The sequence below is a fragment of the Streptomyces sp. NBC_01171 genome (assembly GCF_045039805.1).
Taxonomy (GTDB): domain Bacteria; phylum Actinomycetota; class Actinomycetes; order Streptomycetales; family Streptomycetaceae; genus Streptomyces.
Map to the genome: position 1 here is coordinate 5,059,166 of NZ_CP108609.1, position 13,038 is coordinate 5,072,203.

Here is a 13,038-nt window from a genome sequence, read left to right on the forward strand (position 1 = left end):
CCATATCGGCTTGTCGATCTTCGGTGTGGCGACGGGACACACCTGATAGGGAGATACCTCCAGGGGGGCCGGAGAGGGTGGTCACCCCTGCGCAGCTCCGGGAGGTACCCACCACATGGCCCATCAGCCGCACACCCTGTTGAAGGCCGTGCTCGACGGATGGCGGAACTCTCTGCTGGACATGGGCGGCCGCAACCGGCTGCTGAACTTCCGGCACACCAGGACCGCCACCCTGGAGATCACCGCACCGGACCCGGCCGCCCTGCTCGCGGAGCTGGCCAAGGGCTGGGAGTTCGCCCCCGTCACCGAGCGGGAGGCCGGGGTGGAGCTGGCCAAGGCGGGTGACGCCGGCACCGCCCGGCGCTCCCGGCCCGGCCTGGTCACCCAGAAGACCACCCAGGCCGCGCTGGACAGTTCGCTGTACCAACTCCGCCAGAAGTCCGGCCAGATGTTCAACGACTACGGCCTCTGGGTGCTCTGGCTCGGCATCGGCATGCTCGACTGGCGCGAGCCCGGCGCGCACGAGAGCAGTGCCGCCCCGCTGCTCCTCGTCCCCGTGGAGCTGCGCCGCGACGGCAACCGCCGCTACCGCCTCCACCCGGCCGAGGGGCAGGAGCGCATCCACAACCCGGCGCTCGCCGTGAAGGCGGACCGGCTCGGCGTCGACTGGACGCCCGTGACGGGCACCGACGCCGGCGACCTGGCCGCCGTGCTCGCCGCCGCCCGGAAGGTCACCGCCCGGCTGGACGGCTGGGCGGTGCGGGAGCGGGCGGTGCTCGGCCTGTTCGCCTCCCACCGCGAGGCGATGTACCAGGACCTCCAGCAGAACGAGGAACAGATCCTCGCCCACCCGCTGGTCCGCGCCGTCGCCCTCGGTCCCGACGCCGGGCTCCCCGCCGACCTGGTCGACTTCGAGCCGCCCGGTCTCGACCGCATCGACGAGGTCCAGCTCCCCGAGCGCACCCCGCTCGTCCTCGACGCCGACGCCTCCCAGCGTCAGTGCGTGGCGGCCGCGCTGGACGGGCGGTCCTTCGTCATGAGCGGGCCGCCCGGCACCGGCAAGAGCCAGACCATCACCAACCTGATCGCCGCGCTCATGCACGCCGGCCGCAGTGTGCTGTTCGTCAGCGAGAAGGCCGCCGCCCTGGACGTCGTACGCAACCGGCTGGGCGCGGTCGGCCTCGGTGACTTCGTCATGGCACTGCACAGCGGCGACACCAGCAAGAAGGCGGTGGCCACCGAACTCGCGCGGGTGCTCACGACCGAGGCCCGCGTCACCGGGGCCGCCGCCCACGAGCTGGAGCGCGCCCGCGCCCTGCGCGAGGAGCTGTCCGGCTACGCGGCCGCGATGAACGAGACCCGGGACCCCCTCGGCCGCACCCTGCACGACGTCCTGGGCCGGCTGGTCCTGCTGGAGCAGGCCGGGACCCCGCAGCTCCCGCTCGGCGCCCGCAACGCCAAGGCCGCGCGCACCCTGAGCGCCGCCGCGCTCCAGGAACTGCTGGCCGCCGCCGGTACCGTCGCCCGTGCCTGGCGTCCCGCCGCCGAGGGGGACGCCTTCGCCTGGCGCGGTCTGACCGGCACCGCCGCGCACCAGGCCGTGGACGAGGCCGCCGACGCCCTCGGCGCCCTGGTCACCGCCGCCGGACGCCGTCCCTTCGCCGTCACCGTGGACGAGCCCCGCACGGTCCGCGAACTCCAGCAGCTCGTCCGTACCCTCGCCGCCGGGCTGCCCGGCACCACGGCACCGGCCGACGGCGCGCTGCCCGACGACATCACCGCCCAGAGTGCCCAGCTCGCCGACCTCTTCGGCATGCCCAAGCCGGACCGGCCCGAGGCCGCGTTCGCCCTGTGCGAGCTGGCCGCGCTCACCACCGCCGGACACCGCCCGCCGCGTGACTGGTTCGACGCCGGAACGCTGCGCCGCGCCCACACCGCCGCCGGTGAGCTGCGTACCGCCCTCGACGCCGAGGAGCGGGCCCGCGCGGCCGCCGCCGACGTGTTCGGCGAGCAGGTGCTCGCCGAGCCCGAACTCCCCGCCCTGGTCGCCCGGTTCGGGGAGCAGCACAAGGGACTGATGGCCCGCTTCTCCGCGCAGTACAAGGCCGACCGTCAGAAGCTCACCGCGCTCACCCGCACCGGCGTCTGGGACAAGACCCTCCTCGGCCGGCTGGACCACGCCCTCGCGTGGCACCGGGCCGCCGCCGAGGCCGCCCGGCTCGCCGAGACCCACCGGGTGCTCCTCGGCCCGTACACCCCGCGTACCCTCCCGGCCTGCGCCGACACGGACCGGGCCCTCGCCACCGCCGACCGCGTCGCGGTGCTCGGCGCCCCGGCCGAGCGGCCCGCCCTGCTGGCCGACCGTCTCGCCGCCGACGCCGACCCCGATCCGTTGCCCACGCTGCTGGCGGACCAGATCCAGGGCGCCCTCGCCGCCTGGTGCGCCGCCGCCACCGCCCGCGCCGCACGCTGGAACGCGGCCGTCACCGAGCTGCTCGGCCAGTTCGACGCGGCCCGCCGCACCCAGCTCTCGCCCGCCCTGCTCGGCCCCTTCGACCAGGCCGGGCGGGCCGTCGACGCGCTGCTGAACGACCCGCAGGGCCCCGAGGTCTGGCACACCCACGTCGGCGGGGTCGCCGTGCTCGCCCGGCACGGCGCCGACACGCTGGTGGCCAGTGCCGCCGAGCGCGGGCTCGACCCGCAGCGGCTGCCCGAGGTGGCCGAGCAGGCGGTGCTGCGCGCCTGGGCGGACGACCTGCTTTCCACCGACCCCCGGCTGCGCAGCACCCGTGCCGAGGACCTGGACACCCGCGTGGCCGACTTCCGCGCCGCCGACCTGCGGCTGGTGGCCGCGGCGGGCGGTGCGGTGACGGAGGCGTGCAACAAGCGGCGCCCGCGCAACTTCGCCGGGGGCGGCGGCGCCGTCATCGTCCGCGAGGCCGAGAAGAAGACCCGGCACATGCCGGTGCGCGAACTGCTGGGCCGCACCCGCGAGGTCGTCCAGGCGGTCAAGCCCTGCTTCATGATGAGCCCGCTGACCGTCAGCCAGTTCCTGCCCGCCGACTTCCACTTCGACGTGGTGGTGTTCGACGAGGCGTCGCAGGTGCGGCCCAGCGACGCCGTGAACTGCATCTACCGGGGCCGCACCCTGATCGTCGCCGGTGACGACAAGCAGCTCCCGCCGACCTCCTTCTTCGACTCCGCGGTGGACGACGACTCCGACGAGTACGCCGAGGACCTGCCCGACTCCTTCGAGTCCCTGCTGCACGCCTGCAAGGCGGGCGCGATGCGCGAACTGCCCCTGCGCTGGCACTACCGCAGCCGCCACGAGAACCTGATCACCTTCAGCAACCGCGAGTTCTACGCCAACTCGATGATCACCTTCCCCGGCGCGGTGGCCGAGGGCAACGACGTGGGCGTGGCCTTCCTGGCGGCCGACGGTGTCTACGACCGGGGCGGGCGGCGGGACAACCGGGCCGAGGCCGAGTTCGTGGCCCGGCGGGTGCTGCACCACTTCGACACCCGGCCCGGCAAGACCCTCGGTGTCGTCGCGCTGTCGCAGGCGCAGGCGTCCGCGATCGACCTGGCCGTGCAGCAGGCCCGGCTCGCCCGGCCCGACCTCGACCACTGCTTCACCGAGGACCGGCTCGACGGGTTCTTCGTGAAGAACCTGGAGTCGGTGCAGGGCGACGAGCGCGACGTGATGATCATGTCGATCGGCTACGGCCCCGACGAACACGGCCGCCTCGGCCTCAACTTCGGCCCGATCAACAAGAACGGCGGCTGGCGGCGCCTCAACGTGGCGGTCACCCGCGCCCGCTTCCGCATGGAGGTCGTCTCCTCCTTCCGGGGCACCGGCCTTGCCGACAGCGCCAACGAAAGCGTCCAGTACCTCAAGCGCTACCTGGAGTACGCCGAGAACGGCCCGGCCGTCCTCGCCCGTGACGTGGTCCAGTCCGACGCCGAACCCGACAGCCCCTTCGAGGAGTCCGTCCTCGCCGTGCTGCGCGGCTGGGGCTACCGGGTCCAGCCGCAGGTCGGCGTGGCCGGGTACCGCATCGACCTCGGCGTGCGCCATCCCGAGCTGCCCGGCGCGTACGCGCTCGGCATCGAGTGCGACGGCGCGATGTACCACTCGTCCAAGGCCGCCCGCGACCGGGACCGGCTGCGCGAGCAGGTGCTGGGCGGGCTCGGCTGGCGGCTGCACCGCATCTGGGGCACCGACTGGTACCGGGGTCGGGCGGCGGCGGAACGCCGGCTGCGCGAGGCCGTCGAACAGGCAGTGGCGAGCGGCCCGTTGACCGCGGTGACCGGCCCCGCGCCCGTCGCCGCGGTGCCCGAGCAGCGGACCGGGCCCGTCGAAGCCCCGCCGGAGCGCGTCCCCGTCGACCTCGGCACCGGGCGCGAGTGGAGCGCGCCGTACGCCCCCGGTGTCGTCACCGTCGCCCCGCGCCACGAACTGCACACCGCCGAGGCCCGGCCCGCGCTGCGCGAGGTGCTGGCCCGGATCGTCGAGGCCGAAGGGCCGGTCCACGAGGACCTGTTGGTGCAGCGGGCGCGGGAAGCGTGGGGCGTCGGCCGGGCGGGCAGCCGTATCCGGGACAACGTCCGCGCGGTCGCCGACTCCCTGGTGCGCTCCGGCGAGATCGCCTCGGACGACGGCTTCTACGCGCTCGCGGACCCCGGCCCGCTGAAGGCCCGCCACCCCCGCGAGGGCGACACCCCGCGCAAGGTCGTGCACATCGCGCCCGGCGAACGCCATGTGGCCCTGTACGAACTGGCCGCCGAGTGCCCCGGCATGACCGAGGACGAACTCATCAAGCAGACCTGCGAGTTCTTCGGCTGGCGGCGCACCGGCAAGGACATCCGCGACCGGCTCGCCGCCGACATCGCGGAACTCCGCAGCGCCGGGCGGCTCCAGGGCGGCCCGGACCAGGTGAGCGCCGCCCGCTGACACACGAAAGGGCGGTGGGGAGTCCCCGCCGCCCTTTCCATGCGCTCAGCTCACGGTGAAGCCGGCGGATACATCGACCGCGGCAGGTCCGCCGCGGCCGCCGAGTCCAGCAGCCACAGCGTCCGCGCGCGGCCCTGGGCACCGGCCGCCGGGGCCTGCACCTCGCCCGCGCCGGACAGCGCGATCGCCACCGCCTCGGCCTTGTCCTCGCCGGCCGCCAGCAGCCACACCTCACGCGCCGCGCGGATCGCGGGCAGCGTCAGGGAGGTCCGGGTCGGCGGCGGCTTGGGCGCGCCGTGCACACCCACCACCGTGCGCTCGGTCTCCCGCACCGCGGGCAGCTCCGGGAAGAGCGAGGCCACATGCGTGTCCGGCCCGACGCCCAGCAGCAGCACGTCGAACTCCGGCACCTCGGCGTGGTCCTCGGGACCGGCCGCCTTGGCCAGCTCCGCCGCGTAGGCACCGGCCGCCGCGTCCACGTCCGCGCCGTAGGGCCCGTCGGAGGCGGGCATCGGGTGCACACGCGCCGGGTCCAGCGGTACGGAGTCCAGCAGGGCCTCGCGGGCCTGCGTGTAGTTGCGGTCCGGGTCGCCCTCGGGAAGGTAGCGCTCGTCACCCCACCACAGGTCCAGCCGGCCCCAGTCGATGGCGTCCCGCGCGGGCGCCTTGGCCAGCGCGGCCAGCAGACCGTTGCCGTTGCGGCCACCGGTGAGGACCACCGAGGCGTGACCGCGCGACGCCTGCGCGTCCACGATCTTGGTGATCAGCCGCGCGGCGGCGGCCTCGGCCATCAGTTCCTTGTCGCGGTGCACGACCAGTTGCGGAGTGCTCACTTCGACGCCGCCTTCCTCGCGAGGGACTTCGGGGTCGGCCGCTCGGCCTCGCCCTCCTCGGTACCGGCCTCGGCCTCGGACTCGGCCACCTCGGCGACCGCCTCGTCCTTTGCCGTCTCCTTCGCGGACTCCGCCGGAGCGCCGCCCAGCGTCGCCACCGCGTCCGCGCCCATCGACAGCCGCTCCACGCCGTAGCGCAGGGCCGCCGCGTAGGTGTCGTCCGGGTCGAGCCGGCGCAGCTCCTCCGCGATCAGCTCGGCGGTGCCCCGGCGCTGGAGCGCCACCGCGCGGGCGGGCTGGCCCTTGATGGACAGGCTCGCCAGCGCACCGTCCGCCCGGTCCAGCACGACCGGCCCGCACGTTGTCTCCATGCGGACCGCCGTCAGACCCGGGCCCGAGGACAGCGACCGCTTCACCGGCACGCCCAGCCGGTCCGCCAGCCACATGGCCAGCAGCTCGCAGCTCGGGTTGAACTCCTCGCCCTCGACCTCGACGGACCGCACCTCGCAGTCCACCTGGTCCAGGGCCGCCGCCAGCATCGAGCGCCATGGCGTGATCCGCGTCCACGCCAGGTCGGTGTCGCCCGGCGTGTACGTCTCGGCGCGCGCCGCCAGCTCACGCACCGGCTGCTCGGCCGCGTAGGTGTCGGTGACCCGGCGCTGCGCGAGCGCGCCCAGCGGGTCCTCGGCCGGGTCGAGCGGGGCGTTCACCGGCCACCAGACCACGACCGGCGCGTCCGGGAGCAGCAGCGGCAGCACGACCGAGTCGGCGTGGTCGGACACCTCGCCGTACAGCCGCAGCACGGCCGTCTCGCCGGTGCCGGCCTCCGCGCCCACCCGTACCTCGGCGTCGAGGCGGGAGCCGGTGCGGTCGCGCGGGGTGCGCGAGATCCGGCGGATGACCACCAGCGTGCGCGAGGGGTGTTCCCGCGAGGCGTCGCTCGCGGCCCGTAGCGCGTCGTAGGCGTTCTCCTCGTCGGTGACGATGACGAGGGTGAGCACCATGCCCACGGCGGGCGTGCCGATGGCGCGGCGGCCCTCCATCAGCGCCTTGTTGATCTCACCGGCGGTGGTGTCGGTCAGGTCTATCTTCATGGCCGGCGCCAGCTCCGTCCGTCTCGTGCGAGCATCTGGTCGGCCTCGGACGGGCCCCAGGTGCCCGACTTGTACTGCGCGGGCCGCCCGTGCTCGTCCCAGTACTCCTCGACCGGGTCGAGGATCTTCCAGGACAGCTCGACCTCCTCCGTGCGCGGGAACAGGTTCGCGTCGCCCAGCAGCACGTCCAGGATGAGCCGCTCGTACGCCTCGGGGCTGGACTCGGTGAAGGACTCGCCGTAGGCGAAGTCCATCGACACGTCCCGGATCTCCATCGAGGTGCCCGGCACCTTGGAGCCGAAGCGGACCGTGATGCCCTCGTCGGGCTGGACCCGGATGACGATCGCGTTCTGGCCCAGCTCCTCGGTCGCCGTGTGGTCGAACGGGGAGTGCGGCGCCCGCTGGAAGACCACCGCGATCTCGGTGACCCGGCGGCCCAGCCGCTTGCCGGTGCGCAGATAGAAGGGGACGCCCGCCCAGCGGCGGTTGTCGATCTCCAGCTTCAGGGCCGCGTAGGTGTCGGTCTTCGACTTCGGGTCGATGCCCTCCTCTTCGAGGTAGCCGATGACCTTCTCGCCGCCCTGCCACCCGGAGGCGTACTGCCCGCGCACGGTGTCCGCGCCCAGGTCCTTCGGCAGCCGTACGGCACCGAGGACCTTGGTCTTCTCCCTGGCCAGCGCGTCCGCGCCGAAGGAGGACGGCTCCTCCATGGCGGTCAGCGCCAGCAACTGGAGCAGGTGGTTCTGGATCACGTCACGGGCGGCGCCGATGCCGTCGTAGTAACCGGCACGGCCGCCGACGCCGATGTCCTCGGCCATCGTGATCTGCACGTGGTCCACGAAGGACCGGTTCCAGATCGGCTCGAACATGGTGTTGGCGAAGCGCAGCGCCAGGATGTTCTGGACGGTCTCCTTGCCGAGGTAGTGGTCGATACGGAACACCTGGTCCGGCTCGAACACCTCGTGCACGACCTTGTTGAGGTCCTCGGCGGACTTCAGGTCGTGGCCGAACGGCTTCTCGATGACCGCGCGCCGCCAGGAGCCCCCGGACTGGTCGGTCAGGTTGTGCTTCTTGAGCTGCTGGATGACGACCGGGAAGGCGCTCGGCGGCACCGACAGGTAGAAGGCGAAGTTGCCGCTCGTGCCCTGCTGCTTGTCCAGCTCGTCGATGGTCGCGCGCAGCCGCTCGAACGCCTCGTCGTCGTCGAAGGTGCCCTGGACGAAGCGCATCCCCTGGATGAGCTGCTGCCAGACCTCCTCGCGGAACGGCGTACGCGCGTGTTCCTTGACCGCGTCGTGCACGACCTGCGCGAAGTCCTCGTGCTCCCAGTCGCGGCGGGCGAAGCCCACCAGGGAGAAGCCCGGCGGCAGCAGACCGCGGTTGGCGAGGTCGTAGACGGCCGGCATCAGCTTCTTGCGGGACAGGTCGCCGGTGACGCCGAAGATCACCAGGCCCGACGGCCCCGCGATGCGCGGGAGCCGTCGGTCCGCGGGATCACGAAGCGGGTTCGCTCCGGAACCGTTGAGGGGTGACAAATCAGCCCTCCGAAGGGGCGAGGCGCTTCAGCTCCGCCTCGGTCGACTTGAGCAGGTCGTTCCAGGACCCCTCGAACTTGTCCACGCCCTCGTCCTCCAGCACCTTTACGACGTCGTCGTAGGAGATGCCGAGCCGCTCGATCGCGTCGAGGTCGGCACGGGCCTGCTCGTAGGTGCCGGACACCGTGTCGCCGGTGATCTCACCGTGGTCCTCCACGGCCTCCAGGGTGGCCTCCGGCATGGTGTTGACCGTGTTCGGCGCGACCAGCTCGGTGACGTACATCGTGTCCGGGTACGCCGGGTCCTTCACGCCGGTCGACGCCCACAGCGGACGCTGCTTGTTCGCGCCCGCCTTCTCCAGCGCCTTCCAGCGGTCGGAGGAGAAGACCTCCTCGTACGCCTGGTAGGCGAGGCGCGCGTTGGCGATGGCGGCCTTGCCGAGCAACGCCTTCGCCTCGTCGGTGCCCAGCGCCTTCAGCCGCTTGTCGATCTCGGCGTCCACACGGGACACGAAGAAGGACGCCACGGAGTGGATCTTGGACAGGTCCAGGCCGCGCTCCTTGGCCTTCTCCAGGCCGTTCAGGTACGCGTCCATGACCTTGCGGTACCGGTCGAGGGAGAAGATCAGCGTGACGTTGACGCTGATGCCGTTGCCGATCGTGTCCGCGATGGCCGGCAGACCCGCCTCGGTGGCCGGGATCTTGATCAGGGTGTTCGGGCGGTCCACCAGCCAGGCGAGCTGGCGGGCCTCGGCGAGCGTGGCACGCGTGTTGTGGGCGAGCCGCGGGTCGACCTCGATGGAGACCCGGCCGTCCTTGCCGCCGGTGGCGTCGAAGACCGGGCGCAGGATGTCGGCGGCGTCACGGACGTCCGCCGTCGTGATCATGCGGATGGCTTCTTCGACCGTCACCTCACGCGCGGCGAGGTCGGTGAGCTGCTGGTCGTAACCGTCGCCCTGCGAGATCGCCTTCTGGAAGATCGTGGGGTTGGTGGTGACGCCCACGACGTGCTGCTGGTCGATCAGCTCGGCGAGGTTGCCGGACGTGATCCGCTTGCGCGACAGGTCGTCCAGCCAGATCGCCACGCCTTCCTCGGAGAGGCGCTTCAGTGCGTCTGTCATGGAAATTGCATCTCCTACGTGTCGTTTACGGGCGTCAGCGCTGCGTAGCGGCGAGGGATTCCCGCGCCTTGTCGGCCACGTTCTCCGGAGTGAAGCCGAACTCGCGGAACAGGAGCTTCCCGTCCGCGGACGCGCCGAAGTGCTCCAGGGAAACGATGCGGCCGGCGTCACCCACGTACTTGTGCCAGGTGAGACCGATGCCCGCCTCCACGGCGACGCGGGCCTTGACCGACGGCGGCAGTACGGAATCCCGGTACCCCTGGTCCTGCTCCTCGAACCACTCGACCGACGGCATCGAGACCACGCGGGTCGGCACGCCCTCGGCCTGGAGCTGCTCGCGCGCCTCCACGGCGACGTGCACCTCGGAACCGGTGGCGATCAGGATCACCTGCGGCTCGCCGCCCTCGGCCTCGAACAGGACGTAGCCGCCACGCGCGGCGTCCTCGTTCGGGTCGTACGTCGGCACGCCCTGGCGGGTCAGCACCAGGCCGGTCGGGGCGCCCTTGCCGAACTCCTTGGTCCAGCGCTTGAGCACCTCGCGCCAGGCGATCGCGGTCTCGTTGGCGTCCGCCGGGCGGACCACGTTCAGACCGGGGATCGCGCGCAGCGCGGCCAGGTGCTCCACCGGCTGGTGGGTCGGGCCGTCCTCGCCGAGACCGATCGAGTCGTGCGTCCACACGTACGTCACCGGCAGGTGCATCAGCGCCGACAGGCGGACGGCGTTGCGCATGTAGTCGGAGAAGACGAGGAACGTGCCGCCGTAGACCCGGGTGTTCCCGGCCAGGGTGATGCCGTTCATCTCGGCGGCCATGGCGAACTCACGGATGCCGAAGTGGATCGTGCGGCCGTACGGGTTCGCCTCCGGCAGCGGGTTGCCCGCCGGGAGGAAGGAGCTGTCCTTGTCGATGGTCGTGTTGTTCGACCCGGCGAGGTCGGCGGAGCCGCCCCACAGCTCGGGGATGACCGGGCCCAGCGCCTGGAGGATCTTGCCGGAGGCGGCACGGGTGGCCACGCTCTTGCCGGTCTCGAAGACCGGGATCTTCAGCTCCCAGCCGGTCGGCAGGGCGCCCTCGCTGATGCGGTCGAACTCGGCCGCGCGGTCGGCGTTGTTCTCGCGCCAGACCTGGAAGCCCTTCTCCCACTCCGCCTTGGCCTGACGGCCGCGCTCCAGGGCGCCGCGGGTGTGGTTCAGGACCTCGTCGGCGACGGCGAAGCTCTGCGTCTCGTCGAAGCCGAGGACGCGCTTGGTCGCGGCGACCTCGTCCTCGCCGAGCGCCGAGCCGTGCGCGGCCTCGGTGTCCTGGGCGTTCGGGGCGGGCCAGGCGATGATCGAGCGCATGGCGATGAAGGACGGCCGGTCGGTGACCGCCTTGGCCTCCTCGATCGCCGCGTAGATCGCAGCCGGGTCGAGGTCGCCGTCGGCCTTGGGTTCCACACGCTGGACGTGCCAGCCGTACGCCTCGTACCGCTTCATCGTGTCCTCGGACACGGCGGTCTCGGTGTCGCCCTCGATCGAGATGTGGTTGTCGTCCCACAGCAGGATCAGGTTGCCGAGCTTCTGGTGGCCCGCGAGGGAGGACGCCTCGGAGGAGATGCCCTCCTGGAGGCAGCCGTCACCGGCGATGCAGTAGATGTAGTGGTCGAACGGGGACGTGCCCTCGGGCGCGTCGGGGTCGAACAGGCCCCGCTCGAAACGGGACGCCATCGCCATGCCCACCGCGTTGGCCACACCCTGGCCCAGCGGGCCGGTGGTGGTCTCGACGCCCTTGGTGTGCCCGTACTCCGGGTGACCCGGAGTCTTCGAGCCCCAGGTGCGGAAGGACTTCAGGTCGTCCAGCTCCAGGCCGAAGCCGGCCAGGTAGAGCTGCGTGTAGAGGGTCAGGGACGAGTGACCGGCGGACAGCACGAAGCGGTCGCGGCCCACCCACTGCGGGTCGGCCGGGTCGTGCCGCATCACCTTCTGGAAGAGGGTGTAGGCGGCCGGGGCCAGGCTCATCGCCGTGCCGGGATGGCCGTTGCCGACCTTCTGTACGGCGTCGGCGGCCAGGACCCGGGCGGTGTCCACGGCCCGCTGGTCCAGCTCGGTCCACTCAAGGTCTGTGGTGGTCGGCTTGGTGCTCACCCTGGGTCAGGGCTCCTCTCCACATGTCGTTCGCCGGTTCGCGGCGCGTGGCGCCCGCCGGCCGCCGGTGCACTGGTGTCCACCGGCCGTTGTCGAGCCTACCCCCGAGGGGACGTGCGTTTTTTCGAGTCATTCCAGACTGCCGGGACTCTTCCCGATCCGCCTCCCGACCGGCCCGGAAGCCGCTTGGCACATGAATACGGAGCCGCTCGTCCGAGTGCTCAACCGAGCCCGGAGGGGCCTCGGACGGGCGGTGTGCCCAGGGGCTCGCCAACACGAGCCGACCCCGGCGAAAAACCGGATATGGGCAACGTCTAAAGTGGCGTGGTACGCGCGAGCCTTTACCCCGCTTTCACACGGGAATGCTCGCTTGATGTCTCTGTCAGGGGTGTGCGTGACGGCCGTCGAATCCCGTCCTGGGGGCACTTCCCAGGCCCTTAAGGCGCTGGGGGAGGCCGGTCCCGTTACGAGCCCGGCCCCGGTTCACCGGTCGTTCGGTGCCCGTGTCAAGGGCTTCGTGGCGCTGACCAAGCCGCGGATCATCGAGCTGCTGCTCATCACCACGGTGCCGGTGATGTTCCTGGCGCAGCAGGGGGTGCCCGACCTGGGCCTCGTCCTGCTCACCTGCGTCGGCGGCTATCTCTCCGCGGGCGGCGCCAACGCGCTCAACATGTACATCGACCGGGACATCGACGCGCTGATGGACCGCACCTCGCAGCGGCCACTGGTGACCGGACTGGTCAGCCCGCGCGAGTGCCTCGCCTTCGGCATCACCCTGGCGGTCGTCTCGACGCTGCTGTTCGGGCTGACCGTCAACTGGCTGTCCGCCTGGCTGTCACTTGGTGCGCTCCTCTTCTACGTCGTCGTCTACACGATGATCCTCAAGCGGCGTACCTCGCAGAACATCGTCTGGGGCGGTATCGCGGGCTGTCTGCCGGTGCTGATCGGCTGGTCCTCGGTCACCAACTCGATGTCCTGGGCGCCGGTCATCCTCTTCCTCGTGATGTTCTTCTGGACGCCGCCGCACTACTGGCCGCTGTCCATGAAGGTCAGGGAGGACTACGCCCGCGTGGGCGTGCCGATGCTGCCCGTCATCGCCTCCAACAAGGTGGTCGCCCGGCAGATCGTGATCTACAGCTGGGTGATGGTCGCCGTCTCCCTGCTGCTGACCCCGCTCGGTTACACCGGCTGGTTCTACACCGTGGTCGCCGTCGCGGCCGGCGGCTTCTGGCTCTGGGAGGCGCACGGCCTGCAGAACCGGGCCAAGGCCGAGGCGACGGGGGGCAAGCTCAAGGAGATGCGGCTGTTCCACTGGTCGATCACCTACGTCTCCATCCTCTTCGTCGCCGTCGCGGTGGACCCCTTCCTCCGCTGACGCCG

Annotated in this window: 7 protein-coding genes; 2 read left to right on the forward strand and 5 right to left on the reverse strand. The window is 71.9% G+C overall.

Annotated features, from left to right (window positions below; translation table 11 throughout):
• Positions 1–115 precede the first annotated feature (115 nt).
• Complete coding sequence (locus OG448_RS23280; protein WP_405556570.1) at positions 116–4,954, forward strand: DUF3320 domain-containing protein; 4,839 nt, start codon at positions 116–118, stop codon at positions 4,952–4,954.
• A 50-nt stretch (positions 4,955–5,004) separates the two neighbouring features.
• On the opposite strand, the gene pgl is transcribed toward OG448_RS23280, so the two are convergent.
• The 5 genes from pgl to tkt are packed head-to-tail and all read right to left on the reverse strand — an operon-like array spanning position 5,005 to position 11,658.
• Positions 5,005–5,787 (reverse strand): 6-phosphogluconolactonase, encoded by a 783-nt coding sequence (gene pgl, locus OG448_RS23285; protein WP_031182002.1) that lies wholly within the window; start codon positions 5,785–5,787, stop codon positions 5,005–5,007.
• Positions 5,784–6,881 (reverse strand): glucose-6-phosphate dehydrogenase assembly protein OpcA, encoded by a 1,098-nt coding sequence (gene opcA, locus OG448_RS23290; RefSeq protein ID WP_405556572.1) that lies wholly within the window; start codon positions 6,879–6,881, stop codon positions 5,784–5,786. The genes pgl and opcA overlap by 4 nt, the downstream gene beginning before the upstream one ends.
• Positions 6,878–8,416, reverse strand: coding sequence for a glucose-6-phosphate dehydrogenase (zwf, locus tag OG448_RS23295; RefSeq protein WP_405556574.1), 1,539 nt, complete (start codon positions 8,414–8,416; stop codon positions 6,878–6,880). Before zwf ends, opcA begins: the two co-directional genes overlap by 4 nt.
• Position 8,417: 1 nt before the next feature.
• Entirely contained in the window at positions 8,418–9,536 is a 1,119-nt protein-coding gene (gene tal / locus OG448_RS23300) for a transaldolase (RefSeq protein ID WP_405556576.1), read from the reverse strand.
• A 34-nt stretch (positions 9,537–9,570) separates the two neighbouring features.
• Positions 9,571–11,658: a transketolase gene (gene tkt / locus OG448_RS23305; protein ID WP_405556578.1), complete on the reverse strand. Its 2,088-nt coding sequence runs from the start codon at positions 11,656–11,658 to the stop codon at positions 9,571–9,573.
• A gap of 388 nt (positions 11,659–12,046) precedes the next feature.
• On the opposite strand from tkt, the gene OG448_RS23310 reads away from it, so the two are divergent.
• The gene (locus tag OG448_RS23310; protein ID WP_405558907.1) at positions 12,047–13,033 is read left to right on the forward strand and encodes a heme o synthase; all 987 of its coding nucleotides are present in this window, start codon (positions 12,047–12,049) and stop codon (positions 13,031–13,033) included.
• Positions 13,034–13,038: the final 5 nt, after the last annotated feature.